The 24,750-nt window shown below is 44.4% G+C and carries 24 protein-coding genes, 1 other RNA gene and 1 other annotated feature; of the genes, 18 read left to right on the plus strand and 7 right to left on the minus strand.

Going from position 1 to position 24,750, the window contains the following annotated elements; genetic code table 11:
* The first annotated feature begins 54 nt into the window (after window positions 1-54).
* The 11 genes from NSQ49_RS24765 to NSQ49_RS26775 all read left to right on the plus strand — a co-directional run bounded on the left by NSQ49_RS24765 (window position 55) and on the right by NSQ49_RS26775 (window position 14,247).
* Window positions 55-1,404, plus strand: coding sequence for an aspartate aminotransferase family protein (locus tag NSQ49_RS24765; RefSeq protein ID WP_251284263.1), 1,350 nt, complete (start codon window positions 55-57; stop codon window positions 1,402-1,404).
* Entirely contained in the window at window positions 1,401-2,873 is a 1,473-nt protein-coding gene (locus NSQ49_RS24770) for a pyridoxal phosphate-dependent decarboxylase family protein (protein WP_251284264.1), read from the plus strand. The genes NSQ49_RS24765 and NSQ49_RS24770 overlap by 4 nt, the downstream gene beginning before the upstream one ends.
* The gene (locus NSQ49_RS24775) at window positions 2,870-4,648 is read left to right on the plus strand and encodes an IucA/IucC family protein (RefSeq protein ID WP_251284265.1); all 1,779 of its coding nucleotides are present in this window, start codon (window positions 2,870-2,872) and stop codon (window positions 4,646-4,648) included. Before NSQ49_RS24770 ends, NSQ49_RS24775 begins: the two co-directional genes overlap by 4 nt.
* The gene (locus NSQ49_RS24780) at window positions 4,632-5,216 is read left to right on the plus strand and encodes a GNAT family N-acetyltransferase (protein ID WP_285870404.1); all 585 of its coding nucleotides are present in this window, start codon (window positions 4,632-4,634) and stop codon (window positions 5,214-5,216) included. Before NSQ49_RS24775 ends, NSQ49_RS24780 begins: the two co-directional genes overlap by 17 nt.
* Entirely contained in the window at window positions 5,191-6,516 is a 1,326-nt protein-coding gene (locus tag NSQ49_RS24785; RefSeq protein ID WP_251284266.1) for a lysine N(6)-hydroxylase/L-ornithine N(5)-oxygenase family protein, read from the plus strand. Before NSQ49_RS24780 ends, NSQ49_RS24785 begins: the two co-directional genes overlap by 26 nt.
* A 12-nt stretch (window positions 6,517-6,528) precedes the next feature.
* Window positions 6,529-8,328: an IucA/IucC family protein gene (locus NSQ49_RS24790; protein ID WP_251284267.1), complete on the plus strand. Its 1,800-nt coding sequence runs from the start codon at window positions 6,529-6,531 to the stop codon at window positions 8,326-8,328.
* A gap of 331 nt (window positions 8,329-8,659) precedes the next feature.
* Window positions 8,660-8,883, plus strand: a binding site (T-box leader).
* A gap of 78 nt (window positions 8,884-8,961) precedes the next feature.
* Window positions 8,962-10,092 (plus strand): glutamate 5-kinase, encoded by a 1,131-nt coding sequence (gene proB, locus NSQ49_RS24795; protein ID WP_159867642.1) that lies wholly within the window; start codon window positions 8,962-8,964, stop codon window positions 10,090-10,092.
* Entirely contained in the window at window positions 10,083-11,315 is a 1,233-nt protein-coding gene (locus NSQ49_RS24800) for a glutamate-5-semialdehyde dehydrogenase (RefSeq protein ID WP_251284268.1), read from the plus strand. Before proB ends, NSQ49_RS24800 begins: the two co-directional genes overlap by 10 nt.
* A 124-nt stretch (window positions 11,316-11,439) precedes the next feature.
* Window positions 11,440-12,699, plus strand: a complete 1,260-nt coding sequence (locus tag NSQ49_RS24805; protein ID WP_251284269.1) for an ATP-binding protein — start codon at window positions 11,440-11,442, stop codon at window positions 12,697-12,699.
* 141 nt (window positions 12,700-12,840) lie between these two features.
* A complete protein-coding gene (locus NSQ49_RS24810; RefSeq protein WP_341071550.1) occupies window positions 12,841-13,878 on the plus strand; it encodes a hypothetical protein in 1,038 nt (345 codons plus the stop codon).
* A 276-nt stretch (window positions 13,879-14,154) separates the two neighbouring features.
* Window positions 14,155-14,247, plus strand: a complete 93-nt coding sequence (locus NSQ49_RS26775) for a putative holin-like toxin (protein ID WP_396399097.1) — start codon at window positions 14,155-14,157, stop codon at window positions 14,245-14,247.
* Between the two features lie 22 nt (window positions 14,248-14,269).
* Here NSQ49_RS26775 and NSQ49_RS24815 read toward each other — a convergent pair whose 3' ends face one another.
* The 3 genes from NSQ49_RS24815 to NSQ49_RS24825 all read right to left on the minus strand — a co-directional run bounded on the left by NSQ49_RS24815 (window position 14,270) and on the right by NSQ49_RS24825 (window position 15,094).
* A complete protein-coding gene (locus NSQ49_RS24815; protein WP_268891672.1) occupies window positions 14,270-14,587 on the minus strand; it encodes a redoxin domain-containing protein in 318 nt (105 codons plus the stop codon).
* 18 nt (window positions 14,588-14,605) lie between these two features.
* A complete protein-coding gene (locus NSQ49_RS24820; RefSeq protein ID WP_201306572.1) occupies window positions 14,606-14,773 on the minus strand; it encodes a hypothetical protein in 168 nt (55 codons plus the stop codon).
* A 147-nt stretch (window positions 14,774-14,920) separates the two neighbouring features.
* Window positions 14,921-15,094 carry an aspartyl-phosphate phosphatase Spo0E family protein gene (locus tag NSQ49_RS24825; RefSeq protein WP_159867654.1) on the minus strand — a complete coding sequence of 58 codons (174 nt, stop codon included), beginning with the start codon at window positions 15,092-15,094 and terminating at the stop codon, window positions 14,921-14,923.
* 445 nt (window positions 15,095-15,539) lie between these two features.
* Here NSQ49_RS24825 and NSQ49_RS24830 point away from each other — a divergent pair, with 445 nt between their 5' ends.
* The 3 genes from NSQ49_RS24830 to NSQ49_RS24840 all read left to right on the plus strand — a co-directional run bounded on the left by NSQ49_RS24830 (window position 15,540) and on the right by NSQ49_RS24840 (window position 20,741).
* Window positions 15,540-16,802: an L-lactate MFS transporter gene (locus NSQ49_RS24830; RefSeq protein ID WP_159867657.1), complete on the plus strand. Its 1,263-nt coding sequence runs from the start codon at window positions 15,540-15,542 to the stop codon at window positions 16,800-16,802.
* Window positions 16,803-17,069: 267 nt separating this feature from the next.
* On the plus strand, window positions 17,070-19,430 hold the full coding sequence (locus NSQ49_RS24835; protein WP_251284270.1) for an FdhF/YdeP family oxidoreductase: 2,361 nt from the start codon (window positions 17,070-17,072) through the stop codon (window positions 19,428-19,430).
* 435 nt (window positions 19,431-19,865) lie between these two features.
* A complete protein-coding gene (locus NSQ49_RS24840; RefSeq protein ID WP_251284271.1) occupies window positions 19,866-20,741 on the plus strand; it encodes a LysM peptidoglycan-binding domain-containing protein in 876 nt (291 codons plus the stop codon).
* A 34-nt stretch (window positions 20,742-20,775) separates the two neighbouring features.
* Here NSQ49_RS24840 and NSQ49_RS24845 read toward each other — a convergent pair whose 3' ends face one another.
* The 4 genes from NSQ49_RS24845 to NSQ49_RS24860 are packed head-to-tail and all read right to left on the minus strand — an operon-like array spanning window position 20,776 to window position 23,042.
* On the minus strand, window positions 20,776-21,267 hold the full coding sequence (locus NSQ49_RS24845; protein WP_159867663.1) for a CBO0543 family protein: 492 nt from the start codon (window positions 21,265-21,267) through the stop codon (window positions 20,776-20,778).
* A gap of 32 nt (window positions 21,268-21,299) precedes the next feature.
* A complete protein-coding gene (locus NSQ49_RS24850; protein WP_251284272.1) occupies window positions 21,300-22,436 on the minus strand; it encodes a zinc-dependent alcohol dehydrogenase in 1,137 nt (378 codons plus the stop codon).
* 19 nt (window positions 22,437-22,455) lie between these two features.
* Complete coding sequence (locus tag NSQ49_RS24855) at window positions 22,456-22,818, minus strand: spore coat protein (RefSeq protein WP_251284273.1); 363 nt, start codon at window positions 22,816-22,818, stop codon at window positions 22,456-22,458.
* Between the two features lie 14 nt (window positions 22,819-22,832).
* Window positions 22,833-23,042: a spore coat protein gene (locus tag NSQ49_RS24860; protein WP_251284274.1), complete on the minus strand. Its 210-nt coding sequence runs from the start codon at window positions 23,040-23,042 to the stop codon at window positions 22,833-22,835.
* A gap of 145 nt (window positions 23,043-23,187) precedes the next feature.
* Between NSQ49_RS24860 and NSQ49_RS24865 the strand changes: the two genes are divergently transcribed.
* From NSQ49_RS24865 to NSQ49_RS24880, 4 genes are all read left to right on the plus strand, one after another.
* On the plus strand, window positions 23,188-23,397 hold the full coding sequence (locus NSQ49_RS24865; protein WP_159867672.1) for a hypothetical protein: 210 nt from the start codon (window positions 23,188-23,190) through the stop codon (window positions 23,395-23,397).
* Window positions 23,390-23,692 carry a spore coat protein gene (locus NSQ49_RS24870; protein WP_159867674.1) on the plus strand — a complete coding sequence of 101 codons (303 nt, stop codon included), beginning with the start codon at window positions 23,390-23,392 and terminating at the stop codon, window positions 23,690-23,692. Before NSQ49_RS24865 ends, NSQ49_RS24870 begins: the two co-directional genes overlap by 8 nt.
* A gap of 51 nt (window positions 23,693-23,743) precedes the next feature.
* Window positions 23,744-23,939, plus strand: a non-coding RNA gene (ssrS, locus tag NSQ49_RS24875) — 6S RNA.
* Between the two features lie 91 nt (window positions 23,940-24,030).
* Window positions 24,031-24,732: a polysaccharide deacetylase family protein gene (locus tag NSQ49_RS24880; protein ID WP_251284275.1), complete on the plus strand. Its 702-nt coding sequence runs from the start codon at window positions 24,031-24,033 to the stop codon at window positions 24,730-24,732.
* The last annotated feature ends 18 nt before the right edge of the window (window positions 24,733-24,750 follow it).

Below are 24,750 nucleotides of genomic sequence, written 5' to 3' on the forward strand. Positions count from 1 at the left end.
TGTAATCAGTAATGAGAATCATTTTCAACAAGAATGAAGGGAGAAATACTATATATGAGCACTTTACAAATGGAGAAAACCAACGAATTTTACCTTAAACAGCAGGAAAGACGGGAATCAAACGCGCGCAGCTATCCAAGGAGAATTCCAATTGCGATTGAGGAAGCAGAAGGGATTTATGTGAAAGATGCGGACGGAAAAAGCTATATTGACTGCCTTGCTGGTGCAGGAACCCTGGCACTGGGGCATAATCATCCGGTCGTTACCGAGGCTATTGAGAAGGTTCTTCATGATAAGCGGCCGCTGCATACACTTGATCTGACAACACCTGTAAAAGAAGAGTTTGTAAGTGAAGTATATAAAAGCCTGCCCAAGGAATTTGCTGAGAGGGCCAAGATTCAATTCTGCGGCCCAACTGGTGGAGATGCGATCGAAGCAGCCATCAAACTGGTTAAAACATCTACAGGCAGAAGAAGCATACTATCGTTCCAGGGTGGTTATCACGGGGCCACACATGGAACGATGGCGCTATCAGGAAACCTTTCACCAAAGGAGAAAGTACAGGGATTAATGCCTGATGTCCACTTTATGCCGTATCCCTATGAGTATCGCTGTCCTTTCGGGGTTGGCGGGGAAGAGACACATAAGCTCAGCAGCCGCTATATTGAAAACCTTCTCGATGATCCGGAAAGCGGAATATTGCCGCCTGCAGCCATCATACTGGAAGTCGTTCAGGGTGAGGGAGGTTCGATTCCTGCTCCAGTGGAATGGCTGAAGGAAATTCGCCGAATGACAAAAGAACGGGATATTCCGCTCATCATTGATGAAGTTCAGACTGGGATTGGCAGAACAGGAAAGCTATTCGCCTTCGAACATGCAGGAATTGTTCCGGATGTAGTCGTTCTTTCAAAGGCAATTGGCGGAAGCCTGCCATTATCCGTTGTAGTATATGACCAGTCGCTTGATCAGTGGTCTCCGGGTGCACATATTGGAACATTCAGAGGGAATCAGATGGCAATGGCAGCCGGAACAGCAACTCTTCGATATATCAAAGACAATAAATTAGCAGAAAAAGCTGGGTTTTTAGGTGAGAAATTACTGGCGTCGCTTAAAGATCTGCAGGAGAAATATCCTGAAATTGGCGATGTTCGCGGCCGGGGGCTAATGGTCGGAGCGGAAATAGTTGATCCTTCCGAGCCCAGCGGGCGAAAAGGTGCATTCAAAGCAGATCCAGGCCTTTCGAGCCGAATTCAAAGAGAGTGCTTCAATCGCGGGCTGATCCTTGAAGTTGGCGGCAGACATGGCAGTGTCGTCCGTTTCCTTCCGCCGCTTATTATTACAGAAGCACAGTTGGATGAAGTCGTGAATATTTTTGCTGAAGCGGTTGAGGCAGCAGTCAAATGAATCAATTCAAGGAATTTTTCTTATCTCAGGACGCTGAAAGCCAGAACAGCTTTCAGCGCATCCTTTCAGAAGTCCAGATTCTGCTGAGTGAATTTTACCGGATGCAGCCAAAGGTATTCAATGGCAAACAGGCTGAGGCGATTGAAAAGGAAATTACTCTATTAGCAAACAGTTCACAGAACGGAGAATCTCCTTCAAAGGTGATGGAAGAGGTTTTTGAAAAAGTGGTCAGCAACAGCATCCATGTCAGCCACCCTGGCAGTATGGCCCATCTGCATTGTCCCCCTATGATTCCTGCCATTGCGGCTGAATTAATCATCGCTGTGCTGAACCAGTCGATGGATTCGTGGGATCAGAGCAGTGCGGCGACTTACCTCGAAGAAAAAGTGGTGAAATGGCTGGCTGAAAAGCTATCATTAGCCAGCAGTGCGGATGGCACTTTTACAAGCGGGGGCACCCAATCCAATTACATGGGATTGCTGCTTGCGCGGGATTACTTTTGCCAGAAAAAGTGGAATTGGGATGTAAAAAAGCTGGGTTTGCCTTCTGAAGGGCATAAGCTTCGGATACTTTGTTCCGAAAAAGCCCATTTTACAGTAAGCAAATCAGCCTCCCAGCTGGGGCTTGGTGAACAGGCAGTGGTGAAAATCAAGAGTGATGCAAACATGAGAATGTGCGTGTCTTCATTAAGAAAAGAAATACAGCACTTAAAGGACAGCGGCTATTACCCTATGTGCATTGCTGCCACATGTGGGACGACTGACTTTGGAAGCCTTGATCCGCTCGGGGAATTGGCAGAAGCAGCCGATGAAAATGGATTGTGGCTGCATGTTGATGCTGCATATGGCGGAGCACTTATCTTGAGTGAAACACATTGCAGCAAATTGGCAGGGATTGAGAAGGCTGACTCGGTGAGCATCGATTTTCACAAAATGTTTTATCAGCCGATCAGCTGTGGAGCATTCTTTGTAAAAAGTAAATCCAGCTTCCAGTTTTTGTCTTACCACGCAGATTATTTAAACCCTGAAGATGAGGACCTTGATCATCTGGTCAATAAATCGGTCCAGACAACCAGGCGGTTTGATGCGCTGAAACTCTATCTATCACTGCGGGTAGTCGGGGAAAGAAACTTCTCGCGGATGATTGACCATACAATCGAGCTGGCCAAACAGTGTGCGCGATGGCTTCAGGAAATACCGGGAATTCAAGTGGCACAGTCTGATCCCGAATTGAATGCTATTGTGTTCAGGTTTTTGGATGAAAATGATCCAGATGGACTCAATCTGCACATTTATAAAAAACTCCTGCACAGCGGAGAGGCGCTAATCGCTAAAACAAAAGTAAATGGTTCTCAATATTTGAAATTCACGCTATTAAACCCGCAGACAACCATGGCGGAAGTGAAATTGGCTGTTGAATCCCTCAGTCTATTTGCAAAAGAGTACAAACAGAAGGAGGAAGTCCTTTGACAAATCATATTAAAACGGCACAGCAGGCAAGCATGCAAAGCTTTTTGAACTGTTACTTAAGAGAAACACAGCATTTTCGGTTAATTGAAAATGAGAAGCCTGACAGTAAAAGTGAGGATACATACAAATGTATGGAAATTCAACTGGCCCATTTGGATATTGTTATTAAAGCGTCAGTCAGGCACTGGTCTGTTACTGGCCGCCATACCTTCCATTTTCCGCTCTTCCTAAACGTAAATGGCAAGGATGTACCGCTTGATTATGTCACACTTATCGCAGTCATCAGCAAGGAGCTGCTTGTCTCGACTGGCAGAGAGGGAGCGGAAGACGAGATGATGCTTCGGGCGATTCTCAGCTGCAGGAATATCCAGCGGTACCTGACGGAGCGCGAAAGGGATGCAGACCGTCTCCAGAGCACAGACTTTACGTTTATTGAAGCAGAACAGTCGCTTTTATTCGGCCACCTGCTTCACCCAACGCCAAAGAGCAAGCAGGGAATGTCCATGGAAGAGGAGTCCTTTTACTCTCCTGAGTTAAAGGGGACTTTCCAGCTCCATTTTTTTGAAGCAGACCGGGAGATTGTTTCACAAGACTCTGCTGATCAGACGAGTGGGGAAGAAATCATTCGCGAGCTGCTGCAGAGAGATGAACATTTCACAGAGAAATTCGGAAGAGGTCAGCAATCTGTCTTCATTCCTGTGCACCCTCTCCAGGTGCCCCTTTTATTAAAGGACATGGAAGTGCAGGCATTGATTCATTCGGGGAAGCTGCGCTATTTAGGTCCATATGGCTTGCCATTTGCAGCGACATCTTCCATGCGAACGGTATATAGTCCAGATTTCCGCTATATGCTGAAGTTCTCAGTTCCCGTGAAAATCACCAATTCGCTCCGCGTGAATCTGAAAAAGGAATTGTACAGGGGAGTCGAAGTAACACGGCTGATGAATTCCCAGATAGGGATAACACTGCAGGAACAATATCCGGAATTCCATATCATTCAGGATCCTGCCTTCCTGGATATTCCATTGAATAAAGAAACCTCCGGATTTGAAGTGGTCATTCGTGAAAACCCGTTTTATAAGAATGATAGAAATATAACTTTAATTGCCGGTCTTGTTCAGGATCATGGCTACGGCGGCCGTACCCGGCTGGAGGCGGTAATCCGGGACCTCTCAGAAAAAGAAAATCGGACGATGAAGGAAGTCAGCCGCGATTGGTTTAAAAAATACCTGTCTATTACACTCAATCCTATGATTTGGCTGTATAAAACTTACGGGATAGCGCTGGAAGCACATCAGCAAAATTCCATTTTGGAGCTGGAGAACGGCTATCCGGCCAGATTCTATTATCGGGATAATCAAGGATATTATTTTAGTGAGTCAAAAGCCGGGCTGCTTTCAGAAATCATTCCGGATGTAAGCAGAAAAAGTTCTACCCTCTGCAGTGATGAGGTCGCAATCGAGCGCTTCCGCTATTACTTCTTTATGAACCATCTGTTTGGGCTCATTAATGGGTTTGGGACTGCAGGCCTTGCAGATGAGGAAGGTCTCCTGGCCATTTTGAAGCAGGAGCTCTTAAAGCTTGATCAGACGGGCGGGGGATCCGCCTTGCTTAGAAGCTTGCTTGATTTAAAGGAGCTTCCTTGCAAAGCCAACCTGCTTACACGGTTTTATGATATGGATGAACTGGTCGGCTCTATGGAAACCCAATCGGTCTATACGAAAATACCAAATCCGCTGCAAAAGGTGCTGATTGCTGATGAAGCCGGAGTTTAGATTTTATGACCGGGAAGTGGATCAGGAGATAGCCTTTGTTAAAGTCGCCCTTGAAAGGGATGTTAAGACTCTGCATAAATGGCACCAGGAGCCTCATGTCATTCCATTTTGGAACCTGAACATCCCTATTGAGAAGTACCGGTCCCATTTAAAGGGTTTTTTAGCTGATCCCCATCAGACACTATTTTTAGGCATGATGGAGGGGGTTCCCATGAGTTATTGGGAAGCGTATTGGGTTCAAGGGGATGTAGTGGAGAGCTGTTATGATCCCCATCCCGGTGATCAGGGAATCCATCTGCTAATTGGCGAACCGGACTATTTGGGAAAAGGATTCGCGCTTCCGCTGCTGCGGGCAATGGTTCATTTTCAATTTTTACAGCAGAAAACAGAAAAAGTGATGGCAGAGCCGGACATCCGCAATAAAAAAATGATCCATATTTTTGAGAGATGCGGATTTGAAAAGATAAAGCCCATTGAGCTGCCGGATAAGACAGGCATGCTGATGTTCTGTGAAAGAGAACCGTTTGAAAGGAGATGGAAGGATGTCTTTGCAGCAGAAGGTGTATGATCTTATCGGTGTCGGCATCGGCCCATTCAATCTTGGCCTTGCCGCCATGATGGAAGAAACAGGAGGGAAGGATGTTCTGTTTTTTGAGCAAAGTACGGAATTCAATTGGCATAAAGGGATGCTGATTGAGGGAACAACCCTACAGGTGCCCTTTTTTGCTGACTTAATCAGCATGGCCGATGTACAGAGCCGATTTACCTTTTTAAATTATCTGCAAACCCATAACAGGCTTTACCATTTTTATTTTCTGGAGAAATTTCATATTACGCGAAAAGAATATAATGACTATTGCCGTTGGGTAGCGAATCAGCTCTCGTCCTGCCGATTTGGCTTCCGGGTGGAGAAAGTCACTCCATTAAATGAACTGTATGAAGTTACTGTCCGAAATGTGCAGACAGGGGAAACCGGGCATTACTTAACAAAACATGCGGCCCTCGGGATTGGAACCAGCCCGTCCGTCCCTTCACATCTGGAAGAGTATCTTGGTCCAAATATCCTGCATTCTTCTCAGTATATGGAGCAGAGAAGCGAGATTGAGCAGGCAGCCTCGATCACCGTGATCGGTTCTGGCCAGAGTGCAGCCGAGATTTTCTATGATCTCCTGCAAAATCAGGAAGAACGTGATTATGAGTTAAACTGGTTCACCCGGTCAAAAGGATTCTTTCCGATGGAATACAGTAAATTGGGCCTTGAGTATTTTTCGCCTGATTATATCGATTTCTTTTTCAAGCTTCCAGAGGAAAAGAAGGAGGATCTGCTTTCTAAGCAGGACTTGCTTTACAAGGGAATCAGCATGACAACGATCGCTGATATTTATGATCTTTTATATGATAAAACGGCTGGCGGGGAAAAGCCGCCGATTCATTTGCTCGCCATGACAGAGCTGGCCGGAATCGAACGAAGGAATGGCACTCATTTGCTGACATTAAAGCATTGTGTGTCTGAAGAATTATTTCAGCTGGAGTCAGATGTCGTCATTCTTGGGACGGGCTATGCACCATCAATGCCGCATTTCCTTTTGGATATGCAGGATGAGATCGAGTGGGATAAACATAATCGCTTCAAGATAAATCGCGATTATACACTGGAGACTAGGACCAAAAAAGAAAATAAAATTTTCATCCAAAATGGGGAGCTTCATACACATGGCATCGGTGCACCAGACCTCGGGCTTGGGGCGTACCGGAATGCTGTCATCATGAACCAGGTCTACGGAAGGGAAATCTATCAGGTGAACAAAAAGAATGTATTTCAATCATTTGAAGCGGATGAATCCTGGAAAAAAGCCGCAGTAAGATAAAGGAGGAATAGTATGTTATATATCAATGAAATGGAAGAAATTCTGCAGAAGGAAGTATGGGAAAAGGTTAATCAAAATTTGGTGGCTAAAATGCTCTCAGAATTTATGTATGAGGATATGATTAAGCCTGAGTTAGAAGACGGTATGTACTTCTTGCTGACAGCCGCAGGCCGCAAGTATCGCTATCGGGCAGAAAAGCGATTATTTGACAGTTTTGATGTAAAATCAGGTTCTGTTGAAGCCTGCGAAAACGACACATGGCATCCGGCTGTCAATGCCATTCAATTTCTCACTGATATTAAGGAGAATATTGGCATGTCATCCGAAACTGCGGGGCATCTGATCAGGGAACTGAATCAAACCCTGATTGCTGATGCAAATTTGATGGTGCATCACAGAAAAACTGCTGATGCACTAACGGAGCTTGATTATGAAGAGCTGGAAGGCGAAATGACAGGACACCCCTGGATTACGTACAACAAAGGACGCATCGGTTTTGGCTTGGATGATTACGTAAATTTCGCACCGGAAAATCAGAATGAGACGAAGCTGTTCTGGGTAGCGGTCCGCCGGGAGCGCAGCCAATTCCAGAGCGTCACTGACCTGAACTATGAGAAACTGATCGAGAATGAACTCGGTGCTGAAATGATCATGCATTTTTCAGGCATCATCAGGAAATATGGATTAAATCCAGAAGATTACTATTTTATGCCGGTGCATGAGTGGCAATGGAAAAATGTTCTGATCCAAAACTTCCCGGAGGATTTGGCGTATAAAAACATGATTCCTCTTGAAGAAGGAACGGATCATTATCTGCCCCAGCAGTCCATACGGACATTTGTGAATGTGAGTGATAAGAGGAAACACCATGTGAAGCTTCCGATGAGCATTTTGAATACGCTGGTCTACCGCGGGCTTCCTTCTGAACGGACGGTGATTGCCCCGCAGGTTACGGCCTTTATTAAAGGCATTTTTGAGAATGACAGCTTCTTAAAGGAAGATTGCGAGGTTGTTCTGCCGGGAGAAATTGCAAGCTTAAATGTCGACCATCCTCACTACAGCTCATTAAATGGCGCACCCTACCAGTACAATGAAATGCTGGGTGCGATTTGGCGCGAAAGCATTTATGGGTATTTGAAGACGGGGGAAAAGCCAATCACGCTGGCCGCACTTCATCATGTCGATGCCTACGGAAAACCGTATGTTCAGAGTCTGATCGAGCAGTCCGGATTAAGCGCGAATGAATGGATGAAGCAGTTTTTCCATGTCATCATGCCGCCGCTCCTGCATTTCCTTTATCAGTACGGAACCGTATTTTCACCTCATGGGCAAAATACCATACTCATATTAAAAGATTCAAAACCAGTGAGATTGGCAGTTAAGGATTATGTAGATGACGTTAATATTTCAGACCAGCCTTTCCCGGAGCTCGCCGGTTTGGATGAGGATCTGAAAGCCGTGCTGCGCAGTGAACCGCCTGAGGGTCTTACACAATTTATTTTTACTGGCCTGTTCATCTGCCACCTCCGCTATTTATCAAACGTGCTGATCAATCATTACTTAATGGATGAAAAAACGTTCTGGTCCTATCTGGCAGAAGCCATTCAGGGTTATCAGGCAAAGTTCCCGCAGCTTGAGGAACGGTTCAAGTTATTTGATTTCTTTAAGCCGGAGCTGACCAAGCTCTGCCTGAACCGAAACCGGATGGTGGACTATGGATACGGTGACGGGGAAGACCGTCCGCATGCCTCTGAATTCGGGAAAGTGCGCAATGCCTTGCATGATATTAAGGAAGAGAGGATTATGGTGTAATTAGCAGCTGTCCGGCTGCAGGCTTTTGTCTTTTTGCTGTTTTCGTAAAGTTTGTTGCTTTTTCATAACCTAGTTTTATTTGTTGAGTTGATTGGAGCGGAGGGCACTTGACTCCAGCGGGAGGAGAGGGAAGTGTGAGACCCCGCAGGCGAAGCCGAGGAGGCTCGCATTCCTCCCCGCGGAAAGCAAGTGACTGTAGCGGAAATCAACGGTCAGAATTTTTAAACCAAAACAATAATCTTTTAGAATACATCCTATACTTTAGACCAGCAAATTAATCATTGACATAGAATACAGAAGCATGCATAATAATTCTAATCTTATGAAAATATCAACAGCATTGACAGGGAATCAGTAAATAGAACTCAGGCAATAAGAGAGCGGGATTCACCGGCTGAAAGATCCTGCAGTCTGCAAAGCTATTGAACCTAGCCCTTGAGCTGCCAGGCAAACCTGGCCGAATTCCTGCGTTAAAGGATATTCAAAGCGGGCACTTGCAGTGTAAAGTGCCAATGAAGGTGGTACCGCGAAAGACAAAGCTCTTCCGTCCTTTTTATAGGGATGGGAGGGCTTTTTTTTACATCCTGCTCCATGAAGCGGGAGAAATGATGATTAAGGGAAGGGTGGTGCCCTGTGAAGAAGGAACGGATTGTGGTGAAAATCGGAAGCAGTTCACTGACGAATAACAATGGCGGATTGTGCATGGAAAAATTGGAGGAGCATGCAGCTGCCCTTTCGCGGCTAAAAGAGAAGGGGCATGAAGTTATATTAATATCATCTGGAGCGGTTGCGGCAGGATTTGCAGATCTTGGCTATCCTTCGCGCCCGGTGACAATTGCCGGAAAACAGGCCGCAGCCGCAGTGGGTCAGGGGTTATTAATGCAGGGTTATACGGAAGCATTCAAAATGCATGGCATCGTTGCAGCGCAAATGCTGCTGACAAGGCAAAACTTCCTGCATAAGGAGCAGTATCAAAATGCATATGCCACATTGTCCGAACTATTGAAGCGGAATGTACTGCCAATAATAAATGAAAATGATTCTGTATCGATCGAGGAGCTGGCCTTCGGTGATAATGATATGCTGTCGGCCCTTGTGTGCGGGCTTGTACAGGCAGAGCGCCTGATCATCCTGACAGATATAAATGGAATATATGACTCCAATCCGCGTACAAATACAGAAGCCAAAAAATTCAATTTTATAACAGAAATATCGGATGACCTGATGAATGCTGCCGCAGGGTCAGGCTCAAGGGTCGGAACCGGCGGAATGGTGACAAAGCTTTCGGCGGCAAAGACTGCCCTGGCACTCGGTGTGCAGGTTTTCATTGGCGTCGGACAAGGGGAAGAAAAGCTGATAGAGATCCTCGAAGGCAAAGGGGATGGGACTTATATCGGCACCCGAACTCAGCCAAGGGTCAAGACCTCCAAGCAGTGGCTTGCGCTGCATTCAGTTCCGAATGGGAAAATTGAAGTGGACCACGGAGCTGCGCGGGCCATATTAACACAGGGAAAAAGTCTTCTGCCTGCAGGTGTCACTGGGATTTCGGGCCATTTTCATATACAGGATGTCGTGGAAGTGATTGGACCAAAAGGAGATTTGATCGGCAAAGGGCAGGTTAATTTCTCATCGGATGAACTGCGGGCCATTAAAGGGCTATCCAGTTCGGAAGCCATGCAGAAAGCAGGGAGTGACCGCCGGGTTGTCATACACCGGGATCACTGGGTAAGCCAAAAAAGAAAGGAGAAAAGTTCATGGAATTAGCACTGAAAGGAAAAAGAGCGAAGAATGCCGCAGCAGAGCTGGCGAAAAAAACAACACAGCAAAAAAATCATGCATTAGAACTCATCTCACAGCAGCTGATGCGGGAGAAGGATTTTATTTTAGCCCAAAACGAAAAGGACCTGGAGGCAGGAAAGGAAAATGGAATGAGCGAAGCTTTGCTGGACCGTCTGCGGTTAACTGAAGCCCGGCTTCAGGATATGGCGGACGCACTTATTCAGCTTGCGCGGCTGGATGATCCAATTGGAGAGGTCTTATCCGCATGGGAACGCCCGAATGGGCTCAGCATTACACAGGTCCGGGTTCCGCTTGGCGTCGTCGGCATGATCTATGAAGCCCGTCCCAATGTAACGGTCGATGCATCAAGCTTATGTCTGAAAACAGGCAATGCTGTCATGCTGCGCGGAAGTTCGACAGCCATTCACTCCAATAAAGCCATTGTGAAGGTTATTCATCATGCCCTTGAAAAAAGCGACTTGCCCCCTGAGGCCGTCCAGCTTATTGAGGATACGAGCCGGGAAACTGCTTCAGGGATGTTCAAACTGAACGAATACCTGGATGTCCTGATTCCGCGTGGAGGAGCGAAGCTGATTCGAACAGTTGTTGAGAACTCAACTGTCCCGGTACTTGAGACAGGTGCCGGCAATTGCCATATCTATATTGATGAAATTGCTGATAAGGAAATGGCGGTTAGCATAGCAGTTAATGCCAAAACACAGCGCCCGTCCGTCTGCAATGCATGCGAGACCATTCTTGTTCACAGGGAGTGGAAGGGTCTTTATGATCTTGTAAATGCTCTTAAGGAAAAAGGAGTGGTGATTCATGCTGGTGAAGGTGTTAGCGGGGAAGGGATCATCCCGGCCGCTGAGAAGGACTGGGCTCTTGAATATTTAGGAATGGAAGTCGCCTTGAAAGTGACGGACAGCGTGGATGATGCCATTTCGCATATCAACCGCTACGGCACAAAACATTCTGAAGCGATTATTTCTTCAAACCCGGAAAATGTGGAAAAATTCCTGAATGAAGTCGATGCAGCGGCAGTTTACCATAATGCATCTACACGCTTTACAGATGGCTTTGAGTTTGGGTTCGGTGCTGAAATCGGCATCAGCACCCAAAAGCTCCATGCCCGGGGTCCAATGGGACTGCCTGCTCTGACTTCGACGAAATATATAGTGAAAGGGAATGGGCAGGTAAAGAAATAAGTGGAAAATTCAGGGGCAGTTTCTGAACATGACAACAGCAGAAATGTCCTTGCTGGTAAAATAATGATATCGTTTTCTTCATAATTGATGCTAAAATAAAAGAAAAACACGTAAAGAGGACTATATGAAAAAACATACTGGTCAAATTTCACTTGTGCTTATTTCCATTTTATTTACATCATACCAATCTATTTTACATCAGGAAAAATTTCTTTCCTTTGATTTTTTTCTATTTACATGTATTGCCTGGTTTGTAGGCTGGCAGTTTGATAAGACCAGGTATTATGCAGAAAAAGTGCGGGCCAGCAAGGAAAGCTATAAATTGCTTTTGGAATCACTTCCGGTTTCCGTGCTAATACATAAGGACTATAAAATTTTATATGCAAACGCCACTGCAGTCAGTGCTTTGTCCAGATCGGGTACCGATTCATTAACAGGATTATCCCTGCATGATATTATTGAGCCTGACTACAAGGACCGCTTTCATGAACGATATCGGCACATAACAGCAGAGAAAGAGCTTTTCAATAATACGGAATATATGATCAGACGCAATGACGGAACAAAGAGCTATTTTGAAGTCTGCTCACGCATTGTGGACTTTGAAGGAACAGAGGCCATCCTTTCGCTCGCATCAGATATTTCCGATAAAAAAGAGGAACAGGAAAACCTTCTGCAAAAATCGGAAAAGCTTGCACTTCTTGGGCAGATGGCAGCCGGTATCGCCCATGAAATCCGAAACCCGCTTACATCGATCAAAGGCTTTGTTCAGCTTTTCAAGTCAAGCAGCAAAAAAGAAGAGTATTTTGATATAGTGCTTTCAGAACTGGACCGCATAAATGGGATCGTCGGGGAGTTTTTAGTGCTGGCCAAGCCTGCGGCAAACATATTTGAAAAAGAGGATCTGACAAAATTAATCAACGAAGTTATTCTCCTGAGCAATACCCAGTCCATTTTAAACAATGTGGAAATCAACGTGGAAAATAATCTTCACGCCCCCATGGTTCACTGTGAAAAAAACCAATTGAAGCAAGTTTTCCTGAATATCATTAAGAACGCAATGGAAGCCATGCCAGGCGGCGGCAAATTAACCATTAAAGTCTTGAAAAAAAACTGCAATACGATTTCCGTTCAATTCATTGATCAAGGGGTAGGCATTCCGGAAGAACGGATTTCAAGCCTGGGAGAACCGTTCTATACAACGAAGGAAAAAGGAACCGGATTGGGTCTGATGATTTGCTATAAGATTATCGAAAACCATAATGGCCGATTAACCATCGAAAGCAAAGTCGGGGAAGGCACGAGGATGGAAATTGAACTTCCATATGAGAATGACATGATGAATGCAGAAGAAATAGAACACAGAAACACCGTTCTCAATTAGAAAACTGGCAGTGCATCCAAAATGCGCTGTCTTTTTTTGTCCGCAGCAAAAGGGCAGGTTGCATAGAATGTTATAATTATAGTAAATACATTTAATACGGTGATTATAGTGTTATATTTCCTTTTGCTCGGTTTTCTTTTTGTGGGGACCGTTTTATTTATCATTCTAAAAAAAATAAATATCCATACGGCTGCCATGGCCGCGGTAATGGCGTTCGGCATTGTGACACAGGGGGTTTTGCTCAATTTCTTCGGGATGCCTTTCTTTTTGGGAAGCTTCGGCAAGATTCTTAGTATAGCAGATTTAGCGTTATGGCTGGCTTTCCTTGTATCCATTGGGATGACTATCTTCAAGGGTGAGTTCAAAATGCTGCATTATGCTAATCCCATTAATCGGTTTGGCATCGGCACCTGGGTGGCCGGCACTTCGATTTGCGGGATCATATTTTACAGGCAATTTGGAGCAGGTGCGGAAGCACAGGCATTGGCCATTCTAAATGCGGGTTTATGGGCTTTTTATATCTGGATTAGCCTGCTGGGCTTCAAGGAGCTCAGAACTTCACCTATTGGCCGGCAGGCGCATGGTGTTCTGCTGCTGACCGCCGTCAGCACACAGTCACTTGTACTCCTGTTTAATACGGTCTTTCATGAGGTGTCTGCCGTTTTGAATGCGGCTCTTATTTTTACTGGATTTCTTTTTTATTTTATCAGTGCCTGGTTTATCCTGAAGCGTTATGCCGTTCGCGGCTGGAATGCAGCGAAGGACTGGAATAACACCAATTGCATTTTGCACGGTGCGCTATCAATCAGCGGGCTTGCCATGTATAAATCAGGGTTCGCTGACGGAACAAATGTTATGTGGTTTTGGCTGGCCGTTTTCCTGGTCTTTTTGATCGTTGAGGCTGTTGAAATCATAAGGCTCGTCTTGCGAATTCGGCTTTATGGCTTTAAAGAAGGCATCTTCACTTATGATGTGACACAGTGGAGCCGGATCTTTACGTTTGCGATGTTCTTTACTTTCACCTTTTTCATCGAAAGCCCTTTGCAGGCAGTCATCCTGAATACAGGCATCTGGATCATTTTATTGTTATTGGCCGTTGAAATATATTTATGTGCGGAATCATTAAGAAGAAAACAGGTCCGAATTCCTGCTTCATTCAGAAAGGAAACTTCGGCCTAAGTGCTGAACGCACATAAATATTTTTATCCGCACATAAAAAATGCTTATCCGCACATAAATCTGGCTATGCGCACAGAATTTCACGCTATCCGCACAGAAATTGATTTCAGCAGCGATAATTCCATAAGAAAATGAAAAAAAGAGCCAGCCGCATGCGATTTTGCAATGTGACTGGCTCTTTTTAGGCCTTTTGAACGGATTTTCAAATAGGCACTTAACTTGAGTATAGGACAAGTTTGCTTCCGGGAAGGCTGAAGGTAAGGAGGCGATGTATAAATGGATACCTTTGAAGTGTTGTCATTGATGATCAGTTTCGGTATGTTTGTTATCGCCATGCTCCAATTCACAGACAGAGACAGAAATTCATGAACACGCTAACCAGCGTGTTTTTTTATTTGGAGAGCTCCTTCTTTATGTCTTCTGCTGTTGTATCGATTTCTTCTCCCCAATGATCATTGACCTTATGGAACACTATATTGCCTTTAGTGTCCATTAATGCATAGCCTCTGTAGGCAGTGTCGCCATTTTTCATGTCAGCCCGTTCAATAAGCTTCATTTCCGGATCAGAAATAAAAGGGAGGCTGTGCCCCATTTTTTCTTCCAGTGCCTGATAAAGCTGGAGCTGCTGCTCAGGCTGATCATTGCTGACGATGTACGTATTGGCATCCAAATCTTCCAGTTTATCCATATTCTGATGCAGCTCGACCAGCTGCTGCTGACAGAGTCCTCAGGTGTATGTGGTGATAAAGAAGAAGATAGATGGCTTGTCCTGCGGAAAGGCAACTTCTTTGCCATTGTGGTCCTTTAAAGCAATCGTATCCTGGGACTGATCTTTGCCGCAGCCAGTCAGAACAAGAAGAACGATTGCGAATAGAAAGATGAACTTTTTCTTCATAAGATCTCCATTTCCTTGTAGTGATTATCTTATCATTATGGCGTTCTTTTTCATTTTTCTCAACAAAAATGCACGATTAGAGTAATCATAAAACAAACACACTCCATAATACGAGAGTGTGCGTTTTATGAAGTATTGGGGGTTGTTCTAATGGATGAGTTTGCTTCGCTGCACTTTATTGATGAGCTTATCGAGCTCCACAGAGTACATGAGCGTTTCAGGATGTGACAATCCCTTGTTTTTTCCAACAGAAATCATCTTTTTGCGCAGGACATCGATGTCATAATGAAGTTTTTGTATAGTAGTCGAAGGTGCAGTCATTGATTCGGCTCCTATCCGGGATGAAAATATATATTCTATTATCGACAAATTAACCAGTAAATAAACAGATTCGACAAAACTTATAAAAAGATTACAAGATTCAACAACGTCTTGATGTTAATCTATTAAACAATATGTTCATGATGAAAAATTGCTAAATAGGTCTTGAACAAGCTTTTTCAAAGTGATATGATTTTTAATAGTTCAAAAATCTGTCACATTTTGATTTGAGATAGCGATCCTGTCGTCGGTTAAAATGTCATCAGATTCCTTTATGATTTACAGTTGGTCCTTTAAGCAGCGCATCCTGCTTGATACTAACCGTCAATCCTTCTTTAGCATACCCCAATACAGGGGTGCGGGAGAGATTGGCGGTTTTTTTGTTTCAGGAAATCTTTCCTGAAACCGCTTTACAAAGGTGTGAGGATGATGAGGGGGAAAAAGAGTGAAAAAGACAAAAAATAGGTGGCTGATTGCCGCCTCGGCCGTAGGAATACATATTTCCATCGGTTCAGTTTACGCCTGGAGCAACTTTACCAATCCATTGATTGACCAGTTTGGCTGGACTTCAAAGGAGGTACAGCTTACCTTCAGTTTAGCTATTCTGTTTCTCGGATTGTCAGCAGCATTTCTTGGCCACTTTGTTGAAAAGCATGGACCAAAAAAAGCAGGTCTTCTGGCAGCAGGATTTTTCGGAGCCGGCATGCTTGGAGCCGGATTGGCAGTCAATATGGGATCATTGCCGTTTTTGTACATAACCTACGGTGTTCTTGGCGGAATTGGTTTAGGGGTAGGCTATATTGCGCCTGTATCCACACTGGTAAAATGGTTCCCGGACCGCCGCGGATTTGCAACAGGTCTTGCGATTATGGGATTTGGCTTTGCTGCAGCGGTAGCGAGCCCTGTCATGGATGCCCTGATTAAATCTGCTGGTACAGCAAACACGTTCTTTATTTTAGGAGCAGCCTACCTAATCATTATGACATTATCATCTTTATATTTAGAAAAACCGCCTGAAGGCTGGGCACCTGAAGGAATGAAGGAAAAAGCTGCAGCCGGAAAAATCAAAATCAAACAGGATTTGGCACAGTTAACGGCGAATGAAGCAGTAAAGACATCCCGATTCTATTATTTATGGTTCATGCTGTTCATTAATGTGACGTGCGGAATTGCGATTCTGTCTGCTGCAAAGCCGCTGGCACAGGAAAGCATCGGCATGACAACCGCGGAAGCAGCCACCCTTGTAGGAGTCCTTGGCATCTTTAATGGGCTTGGACGTCTGGCATGGGCTTCCATCTCCGATTATATCGGCCGCCCGAATACGTATACGATTTTCTTCGTATCACAGATCGCCTTATTCCTATTACTTCCAATCACAAAAGAGGCGATTCTTTTCCAGGTCATGCTGGCGATTGTCTACACGATGTACGGCGGAGGGTTCTCATCCATCCCGGCATTTATCGGCGACGTTTTTGGAACAAAACAGCTTGGCGCCATACATGGCTACATCCTTACAGCATGGGCAGCAGCTGGTCTTGCAGGCCCAATGTTTGCGGCATGGATGAAGGATTCAACAGGAAGCTATGCATCAAGTCTGACAAGCTTTGCCGCACTGTTTGTGGTGGCATTCATCGTGTCAATCTTAATCCGCTTTGATATGAAAAAATTGCGCAGGCAAAATGAAGCAAATAATCGGATGGCAAGTTAATTTTTATAAAAGCAGCATGGAAAAGCATATAGTCCCGCTTTCGCTTTTCTAATGGTATGGCACTTGGCAGCGAACCTGCTAAAGACTAACCGCCGCAGAATCAGCATCTAGAAGTAGAGGCTTTTTGCGGTGGTTTTTTATCGAGTCTAACGGGCCATAAGAAAAAGGGCAAATTTTTTACATTCGCCCATATACAATAATAAATGCTATTTGAACATTGGAAATTAAGAGATTCAGGATCTCTATTAAATAGAAGGAGTGTTTCAGATGGGAAAAACAAAACATCCAGGACCTCAGAAGAAAAAGGCTATGCCGGATCCAAAGCATTGGGTGAGTCCGGTTCCATTCGGACTTGGCAAAATTAAGCCAAAGCATATGAGGGATACAGCAAAAATCCTGTGGGAAAACAAAGATAATATCGGCTATGCCACCAATATTTTAACGAAAGGTGTCTGTGACGGATGTGCGCTTGGTGTATCCGGACTATATGACCAGACGCTTAAGGGGCCGCATGTATGTACAACACGTTTAAATGTTCTCCGTTTAAATACAGCGGGTGCAATCAAACCGGACATTCTGCATGCCGATATCGATGAGCTCCGCAAATATGACAGCACGGAGCTTCGCAAGCTGGGCCGCATCCCGTATCCGATGATACGCAGAAAAGGCGAGCGCAAATTCTCCCGTATTACTTGGGATGATGCGATGAACATGATTGCTGAAAAAATGAAGGTGCTCGATCCGAAGCAGTATGCGTTCTACCTGACAAGCCGCGGAATTACGAATGAATCCTATTATGTGGCCGGCAAGGTTGCACGTTTCCTTGGCACGAACCACATTGATAATGCAAGCCGCATTTGTCATTCACCTTCAAAAACGGCGTTAAAGCGTTCCATCGGAGTAGGGGCATCTACAGCCAGCTACCTGGACTGGATTGGAACAGATGTCCTTCTGTTCTGGGGAAGCGTGGCATCCAACAGCTCGCCTGTATCATCCAAATACATGCTTGAAGCGAAAAAGAACGGAACAAAGATTATTGTCGTCAACCCATATAAAGAACCGGCAATGGACAAATACTGGATTCCGTCCAATCCTGAATCTGCTTTGTTCGGAACAAAAATTGCAGATGACTTTTATCAGGTTAACATTGGCGGAGACATTGCCTTTATGCATGGTATCATGAAGCACTGGTTTGATATGGAGAAAGCGGAGCGCGGTTCGGCCATCAACCATAAATTTGTGAATGAACACGTAAATGGCTATGAAGATTTGAAAAAGAAAGTGAGAGAGCAGTCATGGGAAGACATTATTAAATCTTCCGGTGTAACGAAAGAGCGGACTATTGAGCTTGCCGAACTGCTCGCTAACAGCAAAAATGCTGTCTATGCCTGGGCTCTTGGTTTGACCATGCATTCATTCGCGACAGATAATATCTCACAGGTAGCGAACCTTGCGCTGCTTCGCGGTCATCTCGGCCGCAAGCATAATGGACTGATGCCATTCCGCGGCCACTCATCTGTGCAGGGAAGCGGAGAAATGGGTGCCGATCCGTTCGTATTGCCTGGCGGAGACTTTTACGGCGACAACTTTAACCATATTGAAAACCTTTGGGGCTTCGAGCTTCAGAAATGGCAGGGCGATATTGTCGGCGTAACACTGGAAAATATTCTGCTTCCTGAAGAACATGAACGGAAAATTAAGCTCTACTATCTATCAGGCGGCAACTTCCTTGAGACCATGCCGGACCCTGATTTTATTGAAAAAGCACTATCTGAACTGGATATTCGTGTTCACCAGGATATTATTTTTAATACGTCCACATTGGTGGATGCCAAGGAAGCAGTCATCGTGCTGCCTGCTAAAACCAGATACGAGCAGGAGGGCGGGGGTACCTCCACTTCAACCGAGCGAATGGTGTATTTCAGCCCGGAAATTGAAGGGAATAAGAACAAAATTGCCGAGGCGCGCGAAGAATGGAAAATTTACATTGATCTGGCGAAACGCGTAAAGCCTGAAACAGCCCATCTGGTTGATTTCAAAAATGCACAGGAAATCCGGGATGAAATTGCCCTGGCAAATCCTAATTACGATGGCATCCAGCACCTAAAAAAAGCAGGGGATGTCTTCCAGTGGGGCGGGGCATGGCTTTGTGAGGACGGCATCTGCCCGACTCCGGATGGCAAAGGCACACTTATTACCGTCGATATTCCGGACCTCGGCAAAAAAGAAGGCCAATTCATCGTTACATCCCGCCGCGGCAAGCAGTTCAATTCCATGGTCTACAAAGAAGTGGACCCGCTGAATGGTGCCGGGCGATACGACGTATTAATGAATGCTGAAGACGGAAAAGATTTAAGCATTGCAGAAGGTGAAGGCATCGTCCTGTACAACGGATTCGGTGTCTTCCAGGGAAGAGCCAAATTCGTCGACATCGCCCGCGGCAACGTCGAAGTCCACTTCCCGGAAGGAAACTTCCTGCTGCCAAGAGGCCGCTACGAAAAATTCGCCGGTATCCCTGACTACAACATCACGGTTACCCTCGAAAAAGCGGACCGATACAATGCACGCAAAGACGTGGAATATAACGAAAAACACATTGCTGAAGATGAAATTGATGCACCAGCGTAAAAGGAGGGAGATGGCTTTTGGGCCATCTCTTTTTTTGATTGGGAGTGGGGTTGAGGTAAATGAGATTGGCGGCTGTGGATAATGCTGAAAATGAGCAGGAAGTTGTTTTGAAATCAAGGGTAGACGCCACTTGTTCAGCATAAATCTAAAGAAGGTGCTTCAAAACCCATGATGATACCTCTTTTTCAACAAAGCAAATCGCCAATGTTAGTAATCTGGAAAAATAACGCCAAAATGAGCCAGCCGGAAGGAAAATGGTAGTTAATCAGAAGGAATAACGAGCAAAACGAGCAAGCCCCCCAAAAAATGAGCGACCCACGCCCAAAAAGACAGTTAATCCCCTCATACCACCCCCGCCACCCGCCTATTTTCCAAAATAGGCTCGCCCCACTGCGACATCTAATTTTTTCCTCCGTCAAATATAATGAGGTGAAAATGATGAAGAAAATCAAACAGGCATTGGCAGCAGGGGTCATTTCCCTGGCAGTTATTTTTTCAGGGGGAACAGTTTTAGCCGACCATAGCGGAGATAAAGAAATAGCTGTGGTTAAGAAAGGGGATACCCTATATTCCTTGGCTAAGAAGCATCATCTGAGTGTGACGCAAATGATGGAGCTGAATGATTTAACAGGTACGACGATCTATCCAGGTCAGCGTTTCATTCTATCCGGGGAGGAAGCTGGATTTCACAAGATTATTGCCGGTTCGTTCAGCAAAAAAGAAAATGCGGAGAAGCAGGCAGCATTGCTGAAGAAAAAAGAAATCCCGGCGGCAATTAGCACGGCCGTCATTGATGGCAAAACCTATTATCGTGTGCAGACCGGCGCATTTAAAAACAAAAAGAATGCCGTGCAGCAGCTGGAGGCAGTCAAAAAGGCAGGAATTAACGATGCCTTCATTTTGACCAGTCCATCGCTTCATATTTTTGGTTTAAAGCCTGGTGATGCCTATGATGACATCATCAACAGAATGGGCAAGCCGAAAAAGACTGAAACCCAGCTTAATATTAAAAGCCTTTACTACCAGGGAGATGGTGCTGGTGTGAGGGTAACATTAAATATGAAGGACGGTACTATTGGCAGTCTTGCTGTTTATCCGGAATATTTAAGCCCGCGTCTGTTTCCTGCTCTTCCTTTTACTAAGGCCGAAGCTGTTAAATTGTATGGCGATGCCAACAAGACAAAATCAGAGACTTGCTACGAATCAGCCAAGTGTGAAGAGTTAACCTACGTGCTGGATCATTTAGAACTCAAAGTCCGGATTGACAGGGATCAAACCACTGTTCAGTTTCTGGAAATATTATATCGTTAATGTCCGTGAATATAAAACCGGCCCCAATTAGTATTCAGGAGCCGGTGTTTTTTTGCTTTACTGCAGATTTACTAATCACACCCATTATTCCGCGAGTCAGAAGGAAGGTTGAGAATATAGAAATGAAGCTGTAAAAAGAATTCCAAGATTTCTTGTATTTGATTAACTGTGTGTGTTTTTCCAGAAAATGCTCGGCAATTGCTGATGGGACACTAAAAATCAGGGACTTCATAAGGATTCCCTTTAGTCCGCTATTCCGGGTCTGCTGGTTATAATAAACACAGGAAACCGGAAAGATAATATAGCTGAAAAGCACACTGACATCAAAAGTTTTAAACAGTTTAACCGGGTACTTGAGATATCCTTTTCGCACTAAGAGATTATCCAGGAAGGTGGCAATATAGCTTTTCAAAAAGAACACGATTAGCCAATCTTTTATCAGGGGCTTTCTGACCAGATGGAAGAAAGTCCCGATCCCGAAGATAAACAGGCTCCGCAGCAGATTCGTTTCAAACCTTCGACCCATTTGGTCATTCTCCTTTGTCATCTGGCATGCTATTATGGCTTTAGGATAACTTTTATGCAGTCCTCTGTTTTTGTATCAAATGCTTCATAGCCATGTTTGGCATCATCCAGCGGCAAGACATGGGTGACGATATCGCTTGGATCGAATTTTCCTTCAGCGATCATTTTATACAAATATGGCATATAAGGAATGACCGGAGCCTGGCCCGAGCGTATATTGACATTTCGCTCAAAAATGTCGCCTAATGGGAACGCATTGTATCTCATTCCATAAACACCCGTTATTTGTATCGTCCCGCCTTTTCGGACTGCCTGAGTCGCCATAACGACAGCCCCCATTGATCCGCCTTGCAGCTTTAATCCGGTTGCCAGGAATTCCATCGGAGTCATTTTCCCATCCATTCCGACACAATCGATTACAACATCGGCGCCGCCTTTGGTGATTTCCTTAATATATTCCCCGGCATTTTTGGTCTGCTCAAAATTGATGATTTCTACTTTATTGGTTCGTTTTGCATGCTGAAGCCGGTAATCAATATAGTCAACAGCAATGACTCGTTTAGCACCCTTCATCCAGGCAAACTTTTGCACCATAAGTCCAACCGGACCGCAGCCAAGAACCACGACAGTGTCGCCATCCTTAACCCCTGCATTGTCTACAGACCAATAGGCTGTAGGAACAACGTCCGCAATCAGCACTAATTTTTCATCTTCCACTTCCGAGTTTTCAGGGATTTTAAAAGGAGTGAAGTTGCCATAAGGCACACGCATATATTCCGCCTGACCGCCAGGATATCCGCCTGTCGTTTCTGAATAACCAAAGAAGCCGCCCATTTCTCCATGCGGATTAGAGTTATCACACTGGCTTGTTAAGTCTGTTTTACAATAAATGCATTCTCCGCAGCTCACATTAAAAGGGATGATGACACGGTCGCCTTTTTTCAGATTTTTCACTTCCGGTCCTGCTTCTTCGACGATTCCCATTGGTTCATGGCCGATAATATAGTTTTCATACGTGTTCGGTATCATGCCGTGGATTAAATGCAGATCAGATCCGCAAATCGCCGTAGTCGTAACCTTGATGATGATATCATCAGCTTTTTCAATCTTAGGGGCCTCAACTTCTTTAACAGCCACATCTTTAATGCCCTGATATGTAACAGCCTTCATGCCGGATTTCCTCCTATCATTATTTTTCAGGTGTGGCAAAGGTGCCAAGCCGGTCTGTATCCGCAGGGAACAGCTCCATATTTCCAATGGCAATGGCCATATCGGCGGATTTTATATCAAGCTCTATTTGTTTACTGATATCACGCGGATAAATCCAGCCCTTTTCTAACATCAGTTCTGTAACTTCGCCATGCAAATCGATGGCTTGTTCCATTTGTCTGTAAAAAGCCTGCCGTAACTCTGGGCTTGCTGTTTCGGTCAATGAAACGGCATAGTAGCGAATCCCTGTTTTTATTCGCAGAAGAAATTCCAATGCAAAGGTGTTATCAGCCATTTTTGGCATTCCTTCAGCATATTTTGGGTCGAGATAATCCTGATTCATCTATTTTCACCGCCTTATGAGAGAGTTTTTGCAGTCTTGTATAATTCCTTTAATTCCTGGATCGCCTGAATTGACTGTTCCACATCTTTTTCAAGCAATTTCTTTAAATCGTTATCAAAGCAGATGCCCATTACCATTTTGGATTTCAGCAGGCAGTCTGTTTTAAAGTTGAGCATTTCATGTGTTTCCATTGTTTCATGATAGCCAAGACCTAAATCGTCCATTTTTTCGTCCTCCTTTTGATGTTAATGTTTCTTGTTTTACCGGCTTTATGCGGAATTTGCTATGACCGGCAATTGAAATAAATACCATAGGTTACGGAAGAGGGAAATGCGCAAAATGAGAGTATAACTGAATGGGGGGATTTTTATGATGAATGAAATGGGACTCCACGAGACATTGGAGCTTCATGAGCTTCTCGTGTTTAAAAACCTGTGTCTCACTAAATCGGTGGCCATGGGCGGGCTTGTCCAGGATCCAACTTTAAAAACCATATTGCAGGACAGTGAGGCAGGGGATGTGAAATTCATACAGGAGATTCAAAGCATTTTGAAGAGGAGGCACGGAATAGATGAATAGTTTCCTGAAAAATTTAATGGGAATGGGCGGAATGTCAGATCAGGTCATTGCAACGGATTTTTTAATTTCTGCTAAAGCGGGTGTCCGGAATATTGCATTTGCCCTTACGGAGAGCGGTTCTCCGGAAGTCAGAGAAATGTTAAGGGAACAGTTAAGAATTGCGGTGGAAACTCATGAGAAGATAACGAATTATATGATCAGCAGGGGAACCTACTATCCGCATAATTTACAAAAGCAGCTGGAAACGGATATGAAAATTACAGATACAGCCTTGAAGCTTAGTGAAAAGAGTTAATCAGGAAATCATTTCTATTGAAACACGTAGTAAATTATATTATTATAATAAAACAAGCTGCATTGTACGTAATCATACTAAAGTTTTAACCTTTAAGCTGAAATAGGGAGTTTAACATCGGAACAGGAATGACAGGCCTCCGTCTATACGACAAGGAGGACAGGCAGGAATGTTTCTGCGAACACCCACTTTGAGGAGTGGTGGTTTAAAACTTTCTTATAACCGTTACGGCAAAAGCGGCTACATACTAATGTTATCAAACCAGTTTCCAATCGGGGGCTGGTTTTTTTACATATATACATTATAATTATCACGTAACTTTAGCTTCAGGAGGCACTATGAAAAAAATTATTTTATGCATCATTTTACTGGTTGGAATAGCCTTTCTGCTTTTTGAAGTATCCAAGTCCAGGGACTTTCAGTTCTTCGGCGGTATTATTAATCAAGCAGAAACGGATGAAAAAATCGTCGCACTAACTTTTGATGATGGGCCAAGCGTCAATACAGACGAAATCTTATCGATTTTACGGGAAGAGGATATTAAAGCCACTTTCTATTTAACCGGTAAAGAGATGGAAGAGAATATGGAAGATGCGAAAAAAATTGCGGATGAAGGGCATGAAATTGGCAATCATACCTATTCCCATACACGGATGGTATTAAAGTCTCCTTCATTCATCAAAGAGGAAATTGAGAAAACAGATGAATTAATCAGGCAAGCGGGTTTTGAGGGAGACATTCATTTTCGTCCACCATACGGGAAAAAATTATTGTTCCTGCCTTACTATTTATCCAAACATGATCGGAAGACTATTTTATGGAATATCGAGCCTGAAACTTTTCCGGAAATAGATGGAAATGCAGATAAAATCACGGAGCATGTGGTGGAGAATATAGAACCGGGCTCCATCATCCTTCTTCATGTCATGTATGAGAGCCGGGAAGAGTCTCTAAAATCCGTTAAAAAAATTATTTCTTCTTTAAAAGAGCAAGGATACCAAATGACCACTGTTTCGGATTTGCTGAAACATGAGAAATAGAGCTGTCTATACAGCTCT

Origin of the sequence: Cytobacillus sp. FSL R5-0377 (genome assembly GCF_038004385.1) — a bacterium.
Lineage (GTDB): Bacteria > Bacillota > Bacilli > Bacillales > Cytobacillaceae > Cytobacillus.

Coding starts and splice junctions, on each gene's coding strand:
- NSQ49_RS24785 (WP_251284266.1), top strand. CDS start 5,191: ATGTCTTTGCAGCAGAAGGTGTATGATCTTATCGGTGTCGGCATCGGC.
- NSQ49_RS24865 (WP_159867672.1), top strand. CDS start 23,188: ATGATGAATGAAATGGGACTCCACGAGACATTGGAGCTTCATGAGCTT.
- NSQ49_RS24870 (WP_159867674.1), top strand. CDS start 23,390: ATGAATAGTTTCCTGAAAAATTTAATGGGAATGGGCGGAATGTCAGAT.
- NSQ49_RS24835 (WP_251284270.1), top strand. CDS start 17,070: ATGGGAAAAACAAAACATCCAGGACCTCAGAAGAAAAAGGCTATGCCG.
- NSQ49_RS24860 (WP_251284274.1), bottom strand. CDS start 23,042: ATGGACGATTTAGGTCTTGGCTATCATGAAACAATGGAAACACATGAA.
- NSQ49_RS24790 (WP_251284267.1), top strand. CDS start 6,529: ATGTTATATATCAATGAAATGGAAGAAATTCTGCAGAAGGAAGTATGG.
- NSQ49_RS24855 (WP_251284273.1), bottom strand. CDS start 22,818: ATGAATCAGGATTATCTCGACCCAAAATATGCTGAAGGAATGCCAAAA.
- NSQ49_RS24765 (WP_251284263.1), top strand. CDS start 55: ATGAGCACTTTACAAATGGAGAAAACCAACGAATTTTACCTTAAACAG.
- NSQ49_RS24780 (WP_285870404.1), top strand. CDS start 4,632: ATGAAGCCGGAGTTTAGATTTTATGACCGGGAAGTGGATCAGGAGATA.
- NSQ49_RS24800 (WP_251284268.1), top strand. CDS start 10,083: ATGGAATTAGCACTGAAAGGAAAAAGAGCGAAGAATGCCGCAGCAGAG.
- NSQ49_RS24840 (WP_251284271.1), top strand. CDS start 19,866: ATGATGAAGAAAATCAAACAGGCATTGGCAGCAGGGGTCATTTCCCTG.
- NSQ49_RS24820 (WP_201306572.1), bottom strand. CDS start 14,773: ATGAAGAAAAAGTTCATCTTTCTATTCGCAATCGTTCTTCTTGTTCTG.
- NSQ49_RS24845 (WP_159867663.1), bottom strand. CDS start 21,267: ATGGGTCGAAGGTTTGAAACGAATCTGCTGCGGAGCCTGTTTATCTTC.
- NSQ49_RS24770 (WP_251284264.1), top strand. CDS start 1,401: ATGAATCAATTCAAGGAATTTTTCTTATCTCAGGACGCTGAAAGCCAG.
- NSQ49_RS24880 (WP_251284275.1), top strand. CDS start 24,031: ATGAAAAAAATTATTTTATGCATCATTTTACTGGTTGGAATAGCCTTT.
- NSQ49_RS26775 (WP_396399097.1), top strand. CDS start 14,155: ATGGATACCTTTGAAGTGTTGTCATTGATGATCAGTTTCGGTATGTTT.
- NSQ49_RS24825 (WP_159867654.1), bottom strand. CDS start 15,094: ATGACTGCACCTTCGACTACTATACAAAAACTTCATTATGACATCGAT.
- NSQ49_RS24805 (WP_251284269.1), top strand. CDS start 11,440: ATGAAAAAACATACTGGTCAAATTTCACTTGTGCTTATTTCCATTTTA.
- NSQ49_RS24850 (WP_251284272.1), bottom strand. CDS start 22,436: ATGAAGGCTGTTACATATCAGGGCATTAAAGATGTGGCTGTTAAAGAA.